Raw genomic sequence first — 20,695 nt, 5'->3', positions numbered from 1 at the left:
TTACGAGAACACCCCGTGCTCTAAACGGCCGATCAAATCTTTTACGATTTCAAAATCAACCGTAGTCGACACCATATCAAGTGGACGTTTTCCACCTAAGCCGTACACATTTTCTCTCATCCATTTTAACGCGCGTTCTTCGTCGTCAAACAACTCTGTTGCGAGTTTCAATAACATCGCTAATCGATAGATTGCATCACTCTCTTGAGTATTAAAACGCTCATCATTTTTAAGACGACGCTTAATTGTACTAACAGGAATCAGTGTCACATGTTGGAATTCACTTTGAGAAAGCTTTACTCGATCAACAATGTTCCGGTATACCTTGGGCTCAAAGCCTTTGTGAACCGCATCAATACGACCCGTTTCAGCATCTTCAATACCTAACATAAGCCAGAAATTGGCTTTATGAGATTGTTTCGGCTTAAAGCTTTTTAATGCTGCAGTTGCCATATCAAGCTCCTATGGTTCATATGGTCTAGTTATTATGGTTCAAATGAGCTCAACTTTCAATCAAAGTAAAAAGACAGGTAAAGAAAAAGGCGAGCTTTGCGCCCGCCTCTCTTACTTATTCATCAACTTTGTTTACGCATCTACCGATTTGCATCGTTTCACTTACTACAAGTCAAAACGGTCGGCGTTCATGACTTTCGTCCATGCAGCGATGAAGTCGTGGATGAATTTTTCCTGATTATCATCTTGCGCATACACTTCCGCGTACGAACGTAGAATCGAGTTTGAGCCAAAGACAAGATCCACACGGGTTGCCGTCCACTTCACAGCGTCGGTTTTACGATCACGGATTTCATATTGATTAGCACTCACTGGTTTCCACGTATATGCCATGTCAGTAAGGTTCACGAAGAAATCATTCGACAAAGTGCCGACTCGGTCAGTAAATACGCCCTCTTTTCCACCGCCGTAGTTACTGCCTAAAACGCGCATACCACCGATAAGTACCGTCATTTCTGGCGCCGTTAGCCCCATAAGCTGAGCACGATCTAATAAAAGCTCTTCCGGCTTAACCGCGTAGTCTTTCTTCAACCAATTTCGGAAACCGTCAGCAACAGGCTCAAGAACTTCGAACGATTCAACATCCGTCATCTCTTGAGTGGCATCACCTCGGCCTGGCGCGAATGGTACGGAAACATCATGACCTGCGGCACGCGCAGCCAGTTCAATACCTACGTTACCAGCAAGCACGATAGCGTCAGCAACACTACAGCCCTCTTCTGCTGCTATTTTTTCTAGCACAGCAAGAACACGACTTAGACGCTCTGGCTCGTTTCCTTGCCAATCTTTTTGCGGAGCCAAACGAATTCTCGCACCATTTACGCCACCTCGGCGGTCAGAGCCACGGTATGTACGCGCACTATCCCACGCCGTACTTACTAGCTCACTAATGGATAGGCCACTTGCTTCGATTTTTGTTTTCACTAAATCGACATCGTAGTCTGTCTTACCTGCAGGCGTTGGATCTTGCCAAATAAGATCTTCGCTTGGCACATCAGGTCCGAAATAACATGATTTTGGTCCTAGATCGCGGTGTGTCAACTTAAACCAGGCACGAGCAAAAACGTCATCAAAGTACGCTGGGTCATTTTGGAACTTTTCTGCAATCTTGCGATATTCAGGGTCCATTTTGAGCGCCATATCGGCGTCAGTCATGATTGGATTGTAGCGCTTAGAGCCGTCTTCAACATCGACAGGCTTGTCTTCTTCTTCAATGTCGATTGGCTCCCACTGCCATGCACCTGCTGGGCTCTTCTTCAGTTCCCAATCGTACTTAAATAATAGGTGGAAGTATCCGTAGTCCCATTGTGTAGGGTGTGTCGTCCAAGCACCTTCAATGCCGCTCGTTACCGTGTCACGGCCAATGCCACGTGTTTTGTGGTTAATCCAGCCAAGACCTTGTTCATGAACGTCTGCTGCTTCGGGCTCTGGACCAAGGTTTGCGGCATCACCATTACCATGACACTTACCGACCGTATGACCACCCGCTGTGAGCGCGACAGTTTCTTCATCGTTCATTGCCATTCGCGCAAAGGTCACACGCATGTCATGTGCTGTTTTGAGAGGATCCGGGTTCCCGTCCACCCCTTCTGGGTTGACGTAGATAAGCCCCATCATTACTGCGGCAAGTGGATTTTCTAAATCTCGCTCACCAGAATAGCGGCTGTTATCAGCATCACTTGTGGCTAACCATTCTTGCTCGGAACCCCAGTAGGTGTCTTTTTCGGGATGCCAAATGTCTTCTCGCCCAAAGCCAAAACCAAAGGTCTTAAAGCCCATGGATTCATACGCCATGTTACCGGCAAGGACAATCAGATCGGCCCAACTTAATTTGTTGCCATATTTTTTCTTGATGGGCCATAAAAGGCGGCGAGCCTTATCGAGGTTTGCGTTATCTGGCCAAGAGTTGAGAGGAGCAAAACGCTGGTTGCCTGTCGCAGCGCCGCCACGTCCATCCGCGATACGATAACTACCCGCTGCGTGCCATGCCATTCGGATCATTAAACCGCCGTAATGTCCCCAGTCGGCAGGCCACCAGTCTTGGCTGTCAGTCATTAAGTCTTTTAAGTCTTTTTTAAGTGCTTCGACATCTAGCTTTTTCAGTTCTTCTTTGTAATTAAAGTCCTGCCCAAATGGGTTGGTTTTGGAGTCGTGTTGATGCAGGATGTCTAAGTTTAAGGCATTCGGCCACCAATCCATCACCGACTTATCTGTAGATGTTTGCCCACCATGCATAACTGGACATTTACCTACCGAACCGCCGTTTGTGTTGCTCATATAATGCTCCTTCGTATCGTGGTTGTGGTAACCACTCTTTGTTATTCAATAAATCGAATATCCACCTCAAACAGCGTAGTTCATACACTGAATTTTTAGTTAACGCCAAGTCAAAATTTCCATATCTCGGCTAATAAATAATTGTTATCAAACATGTACCTATATGCAGAAAATATGGATAGAGATCAGTTTAAGTCCATACCTGAATACTTAATCCCAGACAGCCTCGCCATGTTGTGATCCCAGGTCGCTAAATCATGATGACTAAATTCATTCAGAGCGTGATGACCACACGCCCTTGCCATGACTTGCATGAGCTCGACGGAGGATTCGAAGAAATTTTTCAATTGCTGAGATGATTTTTCGATATCGAGACGCTGCCTCAAATCGGCATTTTGCGTTGCGATTCCCGCAGGGCAATTATTGGTGTTACAAATCCGGGCCGCGACGCAACCGATCGATTGCATCGCACTGTTTGCTATCGCCACTCCGTCTGCACCAAGTGCCAACGCTTTGACAAAATCCATAGGAACTCGCAACCCACCAGTGATGATTAATGTGACACGGTCACTTGCGCCTTTTTCATCTAAGTACTTACGCGCACGAGCTAACGCAGGAATGGTTGGCACGCTAATATGATCACGGAACATAGTTGGCGCCGCGCCCGTGCCACCACCGCGACCATCTAAGATGATGTAATCGGCACCCGCATCGAGCGCAAATTGTATGTCTTGCTCAATATGGTTTGCACTGAGTTTAAAGCCAATTGGAATGCCGCCTGTGATGCCACGGACTCTGTCAGCAAACTTTCTGAAATCGTGAGTAGTATGAAGATCTTTAAATGTTGGCGGTGAGATCGCTGGTTGTCCTTCGGGGAGACCTCTCACCTGAGAGATCTTACCCACATTTTTATTTGCAGGAAGATGACCACCCGTGCCTGTTTTGGCGCCCTGCCCACCTTTAAAATGAAAAGCCTGAACATTAAGAAGCTTAGATTCATCGTAGCCAAACTGAGCACTGGCAAGCTCATAGAAATACCGCGAATTTGCAGCTTGTTCTTCAGGTAGCATCCCCCCTTCACCGGAGCAAATCCCAGTCCCTGCCAACTCAGCACCTTTTGCTAGCGCAACTTTCGCCTCTTCCGAGAGTGCGCCAAAACTCATGTCCGACACCAACAAAGGAATAGCGAGCTTGAGCGGCTTACGCGCGTTTGGCCCCACAATCAGCTCAGTTGATACGGGAACGTCTTCTAACAACGGTTGTGTCGCCATTTGCGCCACAATGATTTGTATAGCATCCCAATGTGGTAGCAAATGCCTAGGAACCCCCATTGCAGCCATCGGACCATGATGGCCGAGTTTAGAGAGCCCTTCTCTCGCTAATTGGTGGATAAACTCTAGGGTTGGTTCTTCTTGAGTAGCGGACGCAGTCGGTTTGTCACTTTTCTCTCGCGTTTTCTCAGGGCCTTCTTTGCCGACTTGCTCAGCAGAAAAACGCTTATGTGTTCCATCACAAAATGGGGCATTAGAGGTGTGCTTGCACTGGCAGAGATACGCTTCTTCATCTTTTTCCGCAGTAAAGCTCATTGGCTTTAAGCCTGTTCCCGAATGCGACCCATCGCAATAAGGTTGATTTTTAGAACGTCCACATCGGCAAAAGTAATATTCTTGCCCTTCGGTTAGATTCACTTTAATCGGCTTATTATCGGCGATGATTGGCTTGCTCATGTTGCCCCCTGTTTATTATTGTTAACCACGCTTTCTCGCAGGCTTGCAATAAGCGTAGAACAGGAGCGGAAAGAGCGTCAGCGAAACCAGAGTAAAATACGCGATTGTCGCTTGCCTCACCTATACTCTTTATGGGTCTCATACACGTGGAGGCTATATGACGATTGCAACCCGATTAGATGAATATTTGACTGAGCATAACATTCACTTTCAAACCGTGAATCACAGCCACAGTCATAGCTCGCTACAAAGTGGTGTTGCCGCAGGTGTGCCTTTAATGAATATCGCAAAAGGCGTCATTCTTGAGGATCATGAAGGGCATCATATGATGGCAGTCTTACCTGCCAACAACAAAATCAGTTTGTCGAGATTAAACGATGAATTTAACGCTACTTTCCACTTGGTGAAAGAGCGTATGGTTTACCGACTCTTCACTGATTGTGAGCACGGCGCAATTCCACCGATTGGTAGTCCTTACCACATGTCGACCGTTTGTGATGAAAGATTAGCAAACTTGGAACATGTCTATCTTGAAGCCGGCGATCATGAAACTCTGATTAAGCTAGATAGAAAGGCATTTAAAGAGCTAATGAACGACTGCAAATACTTAAGATTCAGCAGTGAAGTTCTGCATTAAACTTCCAAAAATCTGTCGACATTTCGTGAAAAAGGCTCTTTCAAAAAGAGCCTTTCTTTTTCTATTGGCGGTGCATGTCGGAAGCTTCTCGGCTTTTAGTAATCCGCAATTTAGAACGCATAGAAACCAAAAAAACCGCCCGTTTGGGCGTTTTTTTTCAATCCAACCACTATCGAACAAAAATCTTTTGAATCGCTTTTATCGCCATAGCTCTGCGACGCATTAATGCCCCCGTCCTTGGCAGCCATTTAGGCGTGTGGAGTACGGTTTTCGCGTGGCTAAAGGTTCTGAATCCTTCCACTCCGTGATAATGACCAATGCCTGACTCACCAACGCCACCGAAAGGCGCATCTTCAGCGCCAACGTGTAATACCGTGTCGTTGATGCCGACGCCGCCACTGTGTGTGTTGCGTACAATATGTCTGATGGTCGATTTGTTGTCCGACATAACATACAGCGCAAGTGGTCGCTGGTGCTGATTAATGTAGTCAATCGCTTCATCTACCGCTTTGTAAGGCTTGATGGGTAGAAATGGCCCAAATATTTCCTCTTGCATGATGCGCATATCTCTCGACACGTCAGTGATCAAATGAGGATACAAAAGCCTTTCCTGTTGAGGTGACGCTTCAACAGTATGGATGCTTGCGCCCTGAGCTTTGGCATCCTCAAGTAGCGCAGTCAAACGATCATACTGTCGTTGATTGATAATATGGGTCAGCTTTTGATTCTTGTTGGATTTCAAATAGAGTTTTTCAAAACGTTTTAAGAACAGCGTGATGAACTCTTCGACGCGTTCTTGTGGTACAAACGCGTAATCAGGCGCCACACAAATCTGGCCAGCATTGATGCATTTACCAAACAAAATCGCATCAACGGTTTTCTTCATGTCTGCATCTTCTGCAATGATCACCGGAGATTTTCCACCCAGTTCTAACGTCACTGGAGTCAGGTTTTCAGCCGCTGCTTTTGCCACAGCGCGACCAACATTTGTCGAGCCAGTAAACAAAAGATGATCGAATGGCAGTTGGCTGAATGATCGTGCAACGTCCGCTTCACCTTCAAATACTTCGACATATTCAGACAACTCGCGACAAATATTGACGATGACTTTATTGGTTTTCGGCGTAAATTCGCTGAGCTTCATCATCACACGGTTACCTGCGGCCAAAGCAGTAACTAAAGGCGCAAGGCTCAAAATGACAGGAAAATTCCACGGCGAAATGATCCCGACCACGCCGAGTGGCTGATACTGAACAGTCACTTTCGACGGAGCAAGCAACAGACCGGATTCACGCTTACTTGGTTTGCACCACTTTTTTAGCTGCTTGAGGGTGTAATTGATGTGCGAGACCGTCGGCAAAACGTCGGTCATGGCGGTATCAAATTCGGAACGATAGCCAAAATCGTCACTCAGCGCTTCCACCAATGCTTGTTTATTCGCAATCAGAGCTTGTTTTAGCAAGACAAGGCGCTGCTTACGTTCATCCAGACTAGGATAAGGTTCGGCGGCATACGCTGCTTTTAAGCGATCAAGGCTTTGTTGTAACGAGTTGTCCACTTCAACCTCTGCGATTGCGTTCATGATGCTTCTCCTAACCTAGTTTCAACCAATGACGCTCCAAATTAACACGAGCGCAACAATGTTACTATTGTAGCGCTCGCGAAATTAGAGTTCGAACTCTGATTAAAATATCAGTGGGTTTGGAGCTAAGTCAGACGCAACTCATAAATGCCGAGCCGTTGAGAGCGGTCAAGCGTCTCGAACTCGTGATCAACGTATTCTTTTAATGTAGCACCAGCACGCTCAGCAATATTGATGCTGGCAATGTTGTCTTCCATACAGTGGAATTGGATGAATTGCGCGTGCCCTTTCTGCTTCAAAAAAGGAATCAACACCGCGAGTACTTGGTCGATCACTCGGTGTCCTCGCCCATTGTTGGCAAGCCAATAGCCAATCTCAGTGACGCGTGTGTGCGAATCCACACCTTTTATGCCAATAACACCCGTAAACTGCCCATCAAAATAAATAGCGCACCAGTGGGCATCTAACGCTTTGCTGTTCACGCGCTGAGAGATGTAGTTCACCGCTTCTCTGCGGTTGGTCACAAAGTCCGTCCAAGGCAAATAGCCAGAGAGGCTGTTTCGATACGTGTTCACCACTTCCAGTAAAACGGTCGCGTGTTTGGTGGTAAGAGGCTCAATTGAGACCCTGTCTGAAACAGAAAAACTGGCCTGCATGCTATTTCCTTGATACGCCTTTTGGCACATGACCTCATCCATCCACATTATCCCTTTTTCAGTAAACACTACTCACAAATCCTACCGCCTCATTGCGTTGAGAACAAACTTCCATATTCGTTATGTCAAACGTGCTTAAAAGGATGGCGTTCTCGTCTAGTCTGTTTGTTCAATCAACGTAAATGGCGTCAACGATTCCACATCCACGTAATGCCTCCACACATGTTCGTAAAGGTGGTGCTGATTTGTAAACGGGGCTAGTCGCTTTGCTTCTTCAAGCGTACACCAACAATACTCTGTGTGTTCTTCGTTAAGTACAACCGATTGGTTAGGTGGACAAAATAATACGAAGCATGGAATAACCATGATGCGGTTATTTTTTGCTTCGTAGAACTGTTCTAGAAAGTCTGCAGTATGTAACTCAACATCGTCAATTTGCGTCTCTTCTTTCAGTTCTCTGAGAATAGTTTGCCATCCGGTTTCACCGGCCTCTACACCACCAGCAACATGGCACCAATAACCACCTTTAACACGTTTGAGCAACAGCATTTTATCGACGCCATCAATTTTAGAAATGACAACGCCAGAAGTATGCGTCGCTTGTACTGGGATCATGTATACTCCTTAAATATCTAGATATTTCCTAGATGCGCTCCATGCTCGAATGAAAGATAGGGTTGCTTGAGAACCCATAGTCTACTGCTTATTCTCACTCTCGACAGATGTGTTTGAATATCACGGATCATTTTGTGAGCTGAGTATGCTAAAGTGCGATCTGTCGCAATAAATGAGCAGTAAAATGTCTAATTCATTCAACACTCTGGTTCCCATTGGTGTGCGCTTTATGGTGCTCTCCGCATTCGGTTTCGCGCTAATGTCTGCCACAGTAAAGCATGTCAGTCTTCATGGTATCCCTGTATTTGAGATTGTTGCAGCGAGGGCACTCGTCTCACTTGTTATCAGCTATTTAGATGTTAAGCGAAAACGAATTTCTGTATGGGGCAATAATAAGCCATTACTGTTTGCGCGTGGCGCAGTGGGCACCATGGCATTGATGTGCGTATATTATTCGGTGACTACCTTACCGCTGGCAGAAGCGACCATATTCCAATACATTCACCCAGTATTTACTGCGCTCCTAGCCGTCTTTTTCTTGAAGGAACGCATTCAACCATCGACGTTCCTTTGTATTGCCTTATGCTTACTCGGCATCTATATAATGGTAAGTCCAGAAGCAGGACAAGAAGCAGAGCGCACTTTACCTATGTTTAGCGTAATGATTGCAATCTTGGGCGCATTTGGTAGCTCAATTGCTTATGTCATTGTTAGAAAACTTAGCCAAACTGAAGATAGTTCAGTGATCATTTTCTATTTCCCTCTGGTTGCTCTACCCGCTTCACTCTTACTGATTGGCGATGATTTTGTTATGCCCGACCTGTATCTGACTTTCATGTTGGTTTTGGTTGGTGTATTCACCCAAGTTGGGCAATTGGGATTAACCAAAGCAATGCAAACTCAGCAAGCGGGCAAAGCGTCTGCTTACTCGTATATTCAGATCGTATTTTCTGTGTTGTTAGGCATCATTTTCTTCGGCGAAATCCCGCTCATCTGGACGTACATCGGTGGTGCACTAATTGTAGCGGGCGCACTCATTAACGTATTTGGTCACCATTTGCGCTTGCCATTCGTTAAGCGCAGCGCTTAACCCTTCAGTCCTAAAGCGAGACAACACTAAAACGTAAAAAGCCAGAGTCGACTCTGGCTTTCTTTTTTATGTTTAACCTGACGTTAAGCGGATAATTTTAATCCAGCGATACCAGCTACAATAAGCAATAAACTCAGCAATTTTATTAGCGTCGCGGGCTCGTTAAATATGTAGATACTGACGATTGCCGTTCCAATCGCTCCTATACCTACCCAAACGCCGTAAGCGATACCGAGTGGTAGCGTCCTTAATGCAATTCCAAGTAACCAAAAGCTCAACACCATAAACGTAACGGTAAAGCCAGATGCCGCCAATTTGGTAAAACCTTGTGAGTATTTTAGTCCGACAGCCCATGCCACTTCGCATAAGCCAGCAATGAAGAGAATTCCCCAAGCCATGTCATATTTCCCAACGAGATGGGGTCGTCCCCGAGAAAAGATAGAGCGGTGAGGTCGTCCTCACTTCTTTGTGACTCGCTATTATATACAGAAAATTGAACGTAAAAAAATAAGGCCCTGATATTTCAGGGCCTCTTTACATAAAAATCGCTAGGGCTTAGCGATGATGAATACGGTACCATCCGTCAACGTAAAGCTAACCTCACTGGTTTTCTTTCCGATACCGGATAAACTGCACTCGTTATCGTTATCACACGGCGTATTTGAAATAACATTCCACACGCCATTCATCAAGCCAGAACCAGTAATAATCGCCGTCCACGTTTTACCATTGTTGATTGATTGTGTAGTAACTTCATCAGATGTTGGTGGCGCTTCTTGTCCTACATAACTTGCTTCCACATTCAAGTTACTGTAACTGCTGTAAGCGTACACGCCAATGTGCCACGTTCCTTCATTCGGAGAAGTAATACTACATGCTTCATTACTGTTGCTACTGTATGAGCGACAATCGTAGCTGGTTAAACTTGGTTCACTTCCCAGCTTAACGTAAAGATCCGCATCGCCGTTTGCTCCCGATGTGGTAACAGTAAAATCTGAACTGTTGGTAGGCACATCAATCGTAAAACAATGCCACTCACCAGTAGATGAAGAGTCTATGTTGCTGGAAACACCATTGTTTAGGGCGATAGCTTCACACGTGCTAGACGGTGGCTCGACGACTCCGCCATCAACTGAAACACCGACCTGAGCAAAAGCGTCGGCGACATCATTCGCAGCCACGCTTAAGCTTTGGGCGGCCGCCAATACACCCGCAGCTGCAGAATCAAACGTTTCACTTGGCGTCCAGTAGTTCTGGTTAGCGTACGCAAAAACCTCGAACGCCTGTCGCGTTCCCCAATTGTACTCAACCGCCAATAGATAAAACGCTTTGTTAAACACACCACTTGAATAATGCACATCCATGCCACTCACATACTGAGACGCGTGATCAATTGAACGACCATCAAGGGGCGGATTATCCATATAGCGCAACGCCGCATTGGCAGCCTTTCTAATATCGTACCCAACTTTCCAATCGTTAGAACCACGTGAATAGAATTCAGCCGCCTCACCTGCCATATCTGAGAAAGCCTCATTGATTCCGCCAGATTGCTCTGAATAAATCAGATCAGAGTTTTGTTCTGTAAATCCATGGCTAACTTCGTGCGCTGAGACATCTAAACTCACTAAAGGATAGAAATAACTCGCACCGTCGCCAAAAGTCATGCTCGAACCATTCCAAAAGGCGTTTTCATAGCGTTTGCGGTAATGCACTCGCATTTGAAGCTGAAACGTTAAGGGCGCGGTATTCAGCCAATCTTTGTACATGTCGTATACCACTTTGCCAAAGTAATGCGCATCGTTTAACGGGCTGTACGCTCCATTAATTTCTTTAACACTATTGGTTGGACAAACGAACGTATGCGTATTGCCAGACGTCCTACCATTCAAGTTGATGGTTTTGACCACGCCAGGAATGTCCATCAAACACGTATCACCAGATTGCTGGACTAATAGAGACTCAAAGTCCACACCATAATGATAACGACCAATTTTTTGGTTTCCTCCTGGACCATTCGCTTCTACGTGCGCTAACCCCTCATATTGCAGCAAAATGTTTCCTGTTTTAGCATCAACAAGAAAGGTGGGACGTGTAGGCTTACCTCCATGCTCATTATCAGCAAAAAATTGGACAATATAAGCTAAGTGCGCCACGTCACTTTTATCGACATAAATACGCAAACCTTGGCGCTGATTCTCTATTTGGTATCCGTTTTCACGGTACGGCTTTTGCGTTGAAGACATTACTTGAGAAAGCGACAATTTAGGCACCATATCATTGATATCTCTGGCAATATCCTTTACGAGAGTGCCGTTGATATGCTTGATTTGGCCCTGTTTATCACGATGTACGACAATTTGCTTGCCCCAAATCGGGACGCCTTTAAACATCTGCTGATATCGACTATGCGTACCGCCGTTTTTACCTTTGTTAGTTTTCAGCTTTTGTACACGATTTCCATTTTGTAAACCTAACACACGATCTATATTTTGTGTGGCTGCAAGGTTGCGTTTTTCTAAAGCAACAACAAGACCATGGTTTTGCTCTAGCCGTTCGGACTGAGCGGCGGATAAAGATGTTGAAAAAAGAAGTGGTGAAGCAAGCATTGCCGTGACAAATAGCCTGCTCTGATAGTTTGATACTGAACCCATCGGTTAGCCCCCTATTTTGCATCAATAGCAAAGCCAAACTGACCAGTTCTATTTGTTTGTTTCTCACCCAAAAGTGAAGTCAAACTTATCGTAATTATCCCGCTCATTGATTTTAGCACACACAATCATACAGCTTATGCTTTAGTGCCATTTCATCTATTAAAAACGACACTATTTTTTAACAATTTGCATATAACCTTTTGGTGTTGAAAGTGTTGTGTTTATTGCACATATCACACAAAAACTAATTGAACATGTAAATATGAAAACGTTTGTGTGATTGATATCGCTTAAAACAATTACTGATGACTTTAATATTCAGCAGAATCAATTATAAGGTATGACGTACCCATGAAAACAATCAAAACCTCTATCGCTCTCCTGGTTGGCGCCGCTCTATTATCTGGATGTAATGACGACACTGAATACGTCAATGTTCAGCCTAAAGAAGTAAAAATAGCGACTTACAACCTCTCTTTTGACCGTGCAACTTTTGAAGCTTTAGTGAGTGAAATGCAAATTGAACCAGCGCAGCAAACTGTATTGGTTACTGCCTATTTAGACGGTTCTATCGCCGCTGAAGACAAAACCACTGCGGAAAAAGTCATTCAAATTCGAAACGTTGCTGCGATTATTCAGAAGAATCGCCCTGATGTTCTTATGATGGCGGAATACAACAACGACGGAACAGGCGAAAACAAAGCAGCCCTTGAAGGCTTCCAGAAGAACTACCTGTCTGTCGCGCAAAGCATCAATGGTGCAGGCGGTGAAGCGAACCTTGAACCTATCGAATATCCTTACGCGGAGTCTTACTCTACCAACACAGGTTTGCTAAGCGAGTTTGACCTCGACAACAATGGAACAGCAGGTCAAATGCCGGGCGATGCATGGGGCTTTGGCATGTACCACGGTCAATATGCCTTTGCCCTAATGTCTAAATACAAGATTGATACGGCAAATACGCGTACGTTCCAAGCGTTTAAATGGAAAGATATGGAAGGTGCGAAGATTCCAACCATTACTATCTGTGACGGCTCACAAAAGATTCCAGATGGCATGAAGTGTGGTGATGAGTGGTACTCTGCAGAAGAATGGGATCAAGTACGCCTATCTTCTAAAAACCACGTAGATGCACCAATTATCATTCCGACTCGCAATGGCGAGGAAGTTGTGCATCTACTGATGTCGCACCCTACTCCACCAGTATTCGATCCAGGTAAAAACAAAGCGCAAAACGCAGCCGAAGTAGAGTTCTGGCATCACTACATTCAAGGTAAAGACTATTTCTACGACGATGCAGGTAAGAAAGGCGGCTTATCGAGCGGGGCTAAATTCGTAATGATGGGCGATCAAAACCTTGATCCCGTGGCCGGTGACGGTATTAGCTCTGTAATGCAAGAACTGCATAATGATCCATTGGTTAACCAAACCGTGATGAATGGCGAGCTTTATCCGACAAGCTTTGGGGCAGCCGAACACGCTGTTGACCGCAGCTCCACTCACCCATATCCAAATCGCATCACTTCGACGTTTGGCTTGGGTGTAGATTATGCCTTGCCTTCTGCAAACCTAAATGTGGTGGACTCTGGCGTATACTGGTCAGCTTCTTATGAAGAAGGTCGTAAGCTATTTAACGATGCGCGTATTGGTAAGTATGGTGATGGCAAAGATGTGTCTTCCGACCATCGCATGATCTGGATTAAAGCACAGTTCTAAACTGTGTCATTTAAATAAAAAAAAGCCAACCACAAGGATTCGTGATTGGCTGTATATATTTGTGAACAAAGTGGTTCACTAACAACGTCAGTTGGCTAGGTGACCCTCGGCTTAGAAAGGGTCACTCATACTAAAGCATGAGACGTGCCAACTTTGTAGCGCACAAAAACAGGTTGCTATTTAACCACTTTCATTAAAACTTCACCAATAGCCACTGTTTGCTCACGCAATGAATTGCAATTTGCAAATTATTATTGGCATTTCGCAATAAACCCTACCATTAACTTTTGTTCTATGGCTTCCTAGACAAATCACGTGCGAGGATTAATGCGAGTCCGAATACTTGCAAGAAGAGCCCGATATTCTTGTACCAAGCGATCTTTTCATCTTGCTTTGCCATTAGCTCATTGAGCCCTACATTCTCAATGTAATAGTCATCAATGCGATCTCTATACGAAGCTTGTGCTTGGTTTATCTTTGACATTAGCTGAGGGAGTTTATCTATTTGTATTTCATCCGATTCGTGATGAGTCCAAGAGGATAAGTGCCCTTCCAATATCTGTTCTATCTCCAAAGGTATCGCTGCGCTCTGACCTATGTGCAAGTGAAGCAGCAACGCCTCTCTTTTTCTTTCTAGAGTTTCAACGCTATTCCACGCGAGTTGGATGGAATACAAGTTTTCCGCCTTTTGCTCTGCGAGTTGCGAATACTGTTTGCCAAGCCTATCAAGGACCAAGCTAGTAAGAACGATCGCGCCAATATTCAGTACTAACCCAATCAGAACGAGTACCCATGGCGGCGGGATATAGCTACGAAGACTTACCATAACTTATCGTACGGAAGATAAATCATATTCAGCACAACCAGAGAAAGTATCACTAGAAATGTCACCTGCATGCCCCTAACACGCCTTTTTAAGTCCTCTTTCAATATACCTCGAGCATGGATAATTCGACCGATCACGAAAATAATGCCTGTGAGATGTATCCAGGTTGGGTAAGCACTATTGAATTCTAATAGTGCCATTAGAATCAGAGTAATGGGGATATATTCTGTCGCGTTACTCTGTGCACTACGAGCGATTTGGAGAGCCTCTACTCCTCCGTCAGCATAAGCAACCTGATTTAAGCGACGCTGCTTAATCACTTGAACGGCCAACCAAATAATCAGTATTGCAAGAATGCTAGCGTATAGAGCTGTGATCATATGTCGTCCTTCTTGATCCGGTTTTCATTATATAGCGTGTCACTTGGCTATAAATATAGCGGTATCCTAATGATAATGCGTCAATTAACCTCAAATTATGCTTTGACTCGAATATAAGAAAACGAGTAAGAGAATACTTTATGGAACTAAAAACGCCCTCGAATAGAGGGCGTGAGAGTGAAATCGTGAATATTCAAGAATGGTGCACTATAAAGGATGATTGGCCAGCTTTTTACGCTTATGCCCTTTGACAATACTTTCAAAGATTGTAAATAACAGCCCCACCCAAATAAAGGCAAAGGTCACTGCTTTAACTTCGTCAAACAGTTCACCGAAAAACATGACAGCCAAAACAAACTGCAAGCTTGGTTCAATGTATTGCATTAAACCAACTGTCGATAAGTTTGTTATACGTATCGCGATAGAATAAAAAATCAGTGGTAAAAGCGTGATCGGTGCGCTGCCAAAGTACAAAAGCAAAGTTGTGATATCTACGCCTGAAGCCAACTCACCCACTGTCCATTGTTTGTAAAACAAATACGCCACTGCAACTGGAGTCAATAGCAGCGCCTCAACAAACAAGGTGGTGCTCCAGTCGTATGTTATCTTCTTCTTGTACAACCCATACAAAGCAAAGAACAACCCCATCGTTAGTGCGATAACAGGCAACTGGCCATAATGAATCACTTGATACATCACGCCAATTGTTGCTAGCACAATTGCGATGAGTTTGCCTTTTGAAAGCTTATCTCCAAGAATAAACACGCCTAACGCCACTGACACCAACGGTCCAATAAAAAAGCCTAAGCTTGCATCAATGACTCGATGGTGAGTCAAAGCCCAAGTGAACGCACTCCATGAAATACACATCAAGCTGCTCGCGACAAACGTGTACCACAAAGATTTTTTGTCACACCAGATTTCTTTCCAATTCGGTCCTCGACGGGTTATACCAAGCACAATTAAAAAACCGACAGGAACTGAGCCGATGATTCGCCATGCCAGTAACTCATCCATTGAAGCATTCGGTAAATAACGATAATAAATGGGTAGCAGGCCCCAAATTACAAAGGAGAATGCTGCCATAAAAGTGCCATAACGAGTGTTATTCATAAAACTATCGCTCATCTAAACGAACAAGTCAGCGCAAACAAATCGCGCTATGCATAATAAAAGGAGATCGATATCCCTGTGAGTTTAAGATGCTGAGGGCATTACTGGTTCAACGCTTGTACTACTGCTGTAAACCCACTCACAAAACACAACATAAGTGCTCCAAACCGAATTTTTTCTTTTGGTAACGATTGGGTGGTTTTCATCGCGAGCCAATACCCAAGTGCTGCCGCAGGTAATAGCGGAATAGTAATCACCAAATGGTGTAATGTGAAGAAACCAGCGGGAATTTGAACAACGAGCGAAATGATGGAACTGAAAACAAAAAATGCCGACAGGTTACCACGTAACTGATTTGCTTCTTGATGTTGCAACAACAACGCCATCGGTGGGCCTCCAATCGCCGAACTGGTACCAAACAATCCAGAAAAGAATCCTGCTAATGTCATACGCGCTGGTGTGGGTTCAACCCGAAACGGTAAAACACTCACCACAACCGCGAATAACACCAAAAAACCAATCCAAAGTGTAAGAGCTTGAGTCGAGACAAAAAACAGTAGCAAGCCGCCAGCGACCGATCCGGGCACACGCCCAATCAATGCCATTTTTAAACCGCCGATTTCAACACTACTGCGGTGCTTCATCGCATTCATCAACGAAATAAATAACGCGACTAAACAGATTGGTGCAGGCACATACTCCGGCGCCCAAAGAATCAGTAAAGGTGCGGCAACAATTGCCAAGCCAAAGCCTATTGCGGTTTGTACATAAGAGCCAAGAAATATTAGCCCTATCGCAAGCAAGTTTATCGAATCGAATTCCATTTAGATTATTCTTATATTTGAAAGCCAAACACGAAAGCAAAGCACATTCGCACGATGAATGCGTCGAGTGTGTTGTGATATGAATCTCGCGTAGCATTCATCAAAGTGAACAAAAAGACAATCCATTTGTGCGGTTTGCCGTCACTTCTTTTCGTCTTTCATTCAGCCGATGTACGCGTATGCTTATATCTAGGCGAATTCATGCTCGACTGTTCATGCAGCATTTCTTCCACGGAATTAATGACTGCTCAAAAACGGCCGCATTAGATCTTTGAACCCTCCTCCCGCTCTATATAGGCGTAATCGATTCTCACTACGTCGGTATAGCACTTTATGACTCATCGCTTTATACTATTGATCATTTTGTCATTACCGTACTTATTTACGCAACAACAAGTGTACGGTCAGTGTTACTTTTTCTACCTTTAACTTGCTGTGAAAATAATATGAGAAAACAAACTGGATTTACTCTAATAGAGTTAGTCGTAGTTATTGTCGTGCTTGGCATTCTTGCTGTCACTGCCGCACCACGCTTTTTAAACCTTCAAAGTGATGCGCGTGAAGCGCGTTTAGAAGGCATGAAGGGCGCGATTGCATCAGCGCTCGGTGTCGGTTATGGGAAAATGGCGATTGCAGGGTTGGAGAGCAAAGCATATGTTGCAAATTTTGATAATAAATTCACCAAAGCAGAGCTGCCTTTCGAAGGCTGTACTATTGGCGCCAACAAGCGATGCGTCTTCTTATACGGATACCCTGATGCAGATGAGACTGCTTTGGGGTTGCTTGTTCATGAACTTGAACATCAGTACGGTACAACAGATTGGAAAATTGAGGCTTTTGAAGATAAAAGGCTCGTAGCGATAATGGCAAGAGATGACAAGAGTGCGTCAAAAGAGAAGTGCAGTATCATTTGTGGTCCACCACTTAGAGAAAACCAAGACTATACTCTAGTAATTAATCATTGTTCTTAAAACAACAGGGCTGCCCATCGGCAGCCTTATTTTTAATCTTATCGGGTTTGTTTACGCAAAGTTAAATACGTATTTATCCATCATATTCACCATACGGCCAATCTCTGGCTTGGTAATCGTATCATTTGCGCCAAGAGACAGTGCTTTCGCTCGGTTATCCTCACTCATCAATGATGAGAACATAATGATCGGCATTTCATGAAACGCTTCAGTATCGCGTAGTCTCTTCACTAAGTGCATACCATCCATTCGAGGCATTTCTACGTCCGTAACCACCGCATCTAACAGCTCTTTAACTGGCAAGTTTTCTTCTTTCGCGACCTCGATTAAGCTCATTAATTTCTCATGAGCCTCACCACCGTCTTTACAAGTGATCACATTGTAACCTGAAGAAGCTAATGTATCTTGAATCAAAGAGCGAATAAATGCTGAGTCATCCACCACCATGATCGTTTTAGCATTACGCTTACCCACCATTCTCTGGTTTAGATCTACCGACTTATCCCCTTTCACATCGTATTTTTCCATACTCAGCTCTGGGTTAATATCCGCGATGATTTTTTCAAAGTCGAGAATCATGATCAGGTTGCCTTCTTTGCGGACAACTGCCACTACACAATCTTGTTCGCCCGCTTCCAAAAACTGACTTGGTGATTCCACATCATTCCAAGAGATACGATGAATACGTGAAATACTATCAATCAGAAAGCCATTGGTCATTTTGTTGAAATCAGTAACGATAACAAACTTACGCTCTAGGTCCTGGCGTGTTGGTACACCTAACCAACCAGCTAAATCAACTAAAGGCGTCAATACATCTCTGGACGAAAACACCCCGATCATGTGAGGTTGTGCGTTTGGATAATCGGTTGTCTCTGGTACGCGAATCACTTCTCGTACTTTCGCAACGTTGATGCCGTAATAACAAGTTTTTGTGCTGCCATCCGGCAATGTTTTTTCTAAATGAAATTCGATGATTTCAAGCTCATTGGTACCACTTTCTGTCAAAATGGTGCTGGTTACGTTACTCATAAAGCCAATTATCCAACCAAAATACGCATCAGAAAAAGTTTGATGCAAACGCCATGAGAAGCCATTCTCAGGCTAAAAATCCAAGCATCCTTTTTAGTCGTTACAACAAAGTTTGTAAACCACCAAAAGGACGGCCAACGCACATTTCCATATCAAACTGTGAAAAAATGTCTCATTTTTGAACAGGATAACATGAGTTAACTTAGTGCGACCTTACCTTCCCACTTTTAGCGGCCATTTCGATGAAAAGTTTAGGGTTAATATTGATGTTTTTCGTTGGCCTATCACTATACCCACACATATGAAATCCCTCGTGTATTGGCGTATTCGACAGTATCTTATTCAATTGTGCTCAGTGAATTTCAATTATAGAAAATGTCATTTTCCTTTCCATCAGAAAGGTTTTTCCTACAATCCCTCTTAATACAATCATATTGCGTTGGGCGGTATGACAGTTCGGATAGTAGTGAGGCTCCATTTGAATAATGTTCTTATCATTGATGACCAACCACTTTACAGCGAAGCACTGACTTCTCTTGTTGAGAGCGTAATCAACACAGCCGAAGTCATTCAGTCGAAAGACAGCGCAGAAGTAATGGACTTAGTTCGAAATACAAAAATTGATTTTATTATTCTAGACGTTGTCCTTGGTGATCGAGATGGTATGCGTTTGGCGAAGAATATTTTAGCAACGGGCTATCAAGGTAAATTACTTTTCATTTCTTCACGCGACTATTCCAGCCTTTCTAAAGCGGCTTACGAGATGGGAGCTCATGGTTTCTTGAATAAAAACGAGACAAAAGAAGCGATTGCTGACGCGATTGTGAGTGTCTCACGTGGGTACTCTATGTTTAAGTCTACTCACGCTCCTTCTACTGGTGATGTCACGCTATCCAATCGCGAAGCCATGGTGTTCCACTACTTAGCTCAGGGCTATTCAAATAAACGTATTTCAGAACAACTATCGCTCAGCGCTAAAACCATCAGCACTTACAAAACTCGTATTTTGAAAAAATACCATGCAGATTCATTGATTGAATTACTGCATACGATCCCAAACGCTGAAAACATTCAATGCGATCGTTAGTTCTTCATATATTTTGCAATGGCATCGGTTAATATCTGGTGCATTGCGTCGTGACGATGGCTTTGCTTCATCTGAAGTACAACCTTTGGCCAGCCGTTGGGGTAATAAGATTCAGGAATACGAATAAAACGGTATCCTTCGATTGGCGCCTGATACTCCAGAAAAACCGTCGCCGCCTTTTTTTGTTTGAGCAGCTTTAGCACACTGCTCACGTTATCTAGCGCTGCAATTCGATTGATCACCATACCGTGATTCTCCATTGCTCGTTTTGCAAGCTGCTCTTTCTCTTTCCAACCGATAATTTCAAGCATAATAAATGGCAGTTTGGCAGCCTCTTCAAGAGTGGTGATCCCAAGCTCTTCCGGAACAACAACCACAGCTGGCGCGTAGCCAATAAATTTCTGATGGATAGATTTTGGCAATTCATCATTGAAGTAATGAAGCTGGGCATCCACTTTGCCTAAAAGGATTTCGTCCACCGTATATTCCGTGATGGTTGCGACAGTAATATGAGCTTTAGGAAACAGCGTCATTAAATCCATCGCCAACAAGTGTCCAAATGAGTACTGAGCCGTTTGGGGTAAACAGACCGTTATATCCTTACTGTATTTTTCTGGTTTGAATTCTGATCGAACTAAGCATGTTTCTAAGTTATCTAATGCATCTGCAATTTTGGGTAGCTGACGCATCAGAAAGTTGGTGGGTTCTAAATGATGTGGGTGACGAATGAATAGTTCATCACCAAGTTGGATGCGTAAGCGAGCAAGATATTTACTGATCGACGCCTCACTCTTGCCCAAGGCTTTCGCTACGGGTTTAAGCTGACGATGCTTTTCTAACAGAACCAGTATTTTTAATAGGTTTAGATCAAGGTCTTTGTTCACGATACAGTACCAGTTGGGTCTTATGATAATCAGCAATCAAAGGAGCATTATGCATTGCTCGACTAATATAAAAGACCAAGGGTACTGCTTGGTCAAATTTATCAAACAGTT

At 44.2% G+C, this 20,695-nt stretch carries 19 protein-coding genes; 5 read left to right on the top strand and 14 right to left on the bottom strand.

Annotated features, from left to right (window positions below):
- The 3 genes from L3V30_RS15830 to L3V30_RS15820 all read right to left on the bottom strand — a co-directional run bounded on the left by L3V30_RS15830 (position 1) and on the right by L3V30_RS15820 (position 4,517).
- Positions 1-453: an antitoxin Xre/MbcA/ParS toxin-binding domain-containing protein gene (locus tag L3V30_RS15830; protein ID WP_006742299.1), complete on the bottom strand. Its 453-nt coding sequence runs from the start codon at positions 451-453 to the stop codon at positions 1-3.
- A gap of 165 nt (positions 454-618) precedes the next feature.
- Positions 619-2,790 (bottom strand): catalase/peroxidase HPI, encoded by a 2,172-nt coding sequence (gene katG / locus L3V30_RS15825; protein ID WP_237309274.1) that lies wholly within the window; start codon positions 2,788-2,790, stop codon positions 619-621.
- A gap of 185 nt (positions 2,791-2,975) precedes the next feature.
- A complete protein-coding gene (locus L3V30_RS15820) occupies positions 2,976-4,517 on the bottom strand; it encodes a glutamate synthase-related protein (RefSeq protein WP_237309273.1) in 1,542 nt (513 codons plus the stop codon).
- A gap of 157 nt (positions 4,518-4,674) precedes the next feature.
- On the opposite strand from L3V30_RS15820, the gene L3V30_RS15815 reads away from it, so the two are divergent.
- Positions 4,675-5,154: a YbaK/EbsC family protein gene (locus L3V30_RS15815; RefSeq protein WP_006742302.1), complete on the top strand. Its 480-nt coding sequence runs from the start codon at positions 4,675-4,677 to the stop codon at positions 5,152-5,154.
- 169 nt (positions 5,155-5,323) lie between these two features.
- Here L3V30_RS15815 and L3V30_RS15810 read toward each other — a convergent pair whose 3' ends face one another.
- The 3 genes from L3V30_RS15810 to L3V30_RS15800 all read right to left on the bottom strand — a co-directional run bounded on the left by L3V30_RS15810 (position 5,324) and on the right by L3V30_RS15800 (position 8,007).
- Positions 5,324-6,736, bottom strand: coding sequence for a coniferyl aldehyde dehydrogenase (locus tag L3V30_RS15810; RefSeq protein ID WP_237309272.1), 1,413 nt, complete (start codon positions 6,734-6,736; stop codon positions 5,324-5,326).
- Positions 6,737-6,861: 125 nt separating this feature from the next.
- On the bottom strand, positions 6,862-7,434 hold the full coding sequence (locus L3V30_RS15805; RefSeq protein WP_167427444.1) for a GNAT family protein: 573 nt from the start codon (positions 7,432-7,434) through the stop codon (positions 6,862-6,864).
- Between the two features lie 114 nt (positions 7,435-7,548).
- Entirely contained in the window at positions 7,549-8,007 is a 459-nt protein-coding gene (locus L3V30_RS15800; RefSeq protein ID WP_237309271.1) for an NUDIX domain-containing protein, read from the bottom strand.
- A gap of 184 nt (positions 8,008-8,191) precedes the next feature.
- Here L3V30_RS15800 and L3V30_RS15795 point away from each other — a divergent pair, with 184 nt between their 5' ends.
- Positions 8,192-9,097, top strand: coding sequence for a DMT family transporter (locus L3V30_RS15795; RefSeq protein WP_047008294.1), 906 nt, complete (start codon positions 8,192-8,194; stop codon positions 9,095-9,097).
- A gap of 83 nt (positions 9,098-9,180) precedes the next feature.
- On the opposite strand, the gene L3V30_RS15790 is transcribed toward L3V30_RS15795, so the two are convergent.
- Both L3V30_RS15790 and L3V30_RS15785 read right to left on the bottom strand, forming a co-directional pair.
- Entirely contained in the window at positions 9,181-9,495 is a 315-nt protein-coding gene (locus L3V30_RS15790) for a multidrug efflux SMR transporter (protein WP_005395239.1), read from the bottom strand.
- 150 nt (positions 9,496-9,645) lie between these two features.
- Positions 9,646-11,751 carry a M4 family metallopeptidase gene (locus L3V30_RS15785; protein WP_237309270.1) on the bottom strand — a complete coding sequence of 702 codons (2,106 nt, stop codon included), beginning with the start codon at positions 11,749-11,751 and terminating at the stop codon, positions 9,646-9,648.
- Between the two features lie 351 nt (positions 11,752-12,102).
- Here L3V30_RS15785 and L3V30_RS15780 point away from each other — a divergent pair, with 351 nt between their 5' ends.
- Positions 12,103-13,467, top strand: coding sequence for an endonuclease/exonuclease/phosphatase family protein (locus tag L3V30_RS15780; protein WP_085343727.1), 1,365 nt, complete (start codon positions 12,103-12,105; stop codon positions 13,465-13,467).
- A gap of 292 nt (positions 13,468-13,759) precedes the next feature.
- On the opposite strand, the gene L3V30_RS15775 is transcribed toward L3V30_RS15780, so the two are convergent.
- The 4 genes from L3V30_RS15775 to L3V30_RS15760 form a co-directional block, all read right to left on the bottom strand.
- Positions 13,760-14,293: a DNA mismatch repair protein gene (locus L3V30_RS15775; RefSeq protein ID WP_237309269.1), complete on the bottom strand. Its 534-nt coding sequence runs from the start codon at positions 14,291-14,293 to the stop codon at positions 13,760-13,762.
- Positions 14,287-14,673, bottom strand: coding sequence for an MAPEG family protein (locus L3V30_RS15770; protein ID WP_012842326.1), 387 nt, complete (start codon positions 14,671-14,673; stop codon positions 14,287-14,289). Before L3V30_RS15770 ends, L3V30_RS15775 begins: the two co-directional genes overlap by 7 nt.
- A 207-nt stretch (positions 14,674-14,880) precedes the next feature.
- Positions 14,881-15,786: an EamA family transporter RarD gene (rarD, locus tag L3V30_RS15765; RefSeq protein WP_005395245.1), complete on the bottom strand. Its 906-nt coding sequence runs from the start codon at positions 15,784-15,786 to the stop codon at positions 14,881-14,883.
- A 101-nt stretch (positions 15,787-15,887) separates the two neighbouring features.
- Entirely contained in the window at positions 15,888-16,610 is a 723-nt protein-coding gene (locus L3V30_RS15760) for a sulfite exporter TauE/SafE family protein (RefSeq protein ID WP_005395248.1), read from the bottom strand.
- A 446-nt stretch (positions 16,611-17,056) separates the two neighbouring features.
- Here L3V30_RS15760 and L3V30_RS15755 point away from each other — a divergent pair, with 446 nt between their 5' ends.
- Positions 17,057-17,581: a prepilin-type N-terminal cleavage/methylation domain-containing protein gene (locus L3V30_RS15755; protein ID WP_237309268.1), complete on the top strand. Its 525-nt coding sequence runs from the start codon at positions 17,057-17,059 to the stop codon at positions 17,579-17,581.
- Between the two features lie 51 nt (positions 17,582-17,632).
- On the opposite strand, the gene L3V30_RS15750 is transcribed toward L3V30_RS15755, so the two are convergent.
- Complete coding sequence (locus L3V30_RS15750; protein WP_025998672.1) at positions 17,633-18,613, bottom strand: chemotaxis protein; 981 nt, start codon at positions 18,611-18,613, stop codon at positions 17,633-17,635.
- A 478-nt stretch (positions 18,614-19,091) separates the two neighbouring features.
- Between L3V30_RS15750 and L3V30_RS15745 the strand changes: the two genes are divergently transcribed.
- A complete protein-coding gene (locus tag L3V30_RS15745; RefSeq protein ID WP_046876027.1) occupies positions 19,092-19,700 on the top strand; it encodes a response regulator transcription factor in 609 nt (202 codons plus the stop codon).
- Here the strand turns inward: L3V30_RS15745 and L3V30_RS15740 are convergent.
- Positions 19,697-20,584, bottom strand: coding sequence for a LysR family transcriptional regulator (locus L3V30_RS15740; RefSeq protein WP_046876026.1), 888 nt, complete (start codon positions 20,582-20,584; stop codon positions 19,697-19,699). The genes L3V30_RS15745 and L3V30_RS15740 overlap by 4 nt on opposite strands.
- Positions 20,585-20,695: the final 111 nt, after the last annotated feature.

This window comes from Vibrio sp. A1-1 (assembly GCF_021728175.1).
GTDB lineage: Bacteria > Pseudomonadota > Gammaproteobacteria > Enterobacterales > Vibrionaceae > Vibrio > Vibrio diabolicus.
The sequence above is the reverse complement of the archived record's forward strand: the minus strand, read 5'-3'. Positions and strand labels throughout refer to the sequence as shown.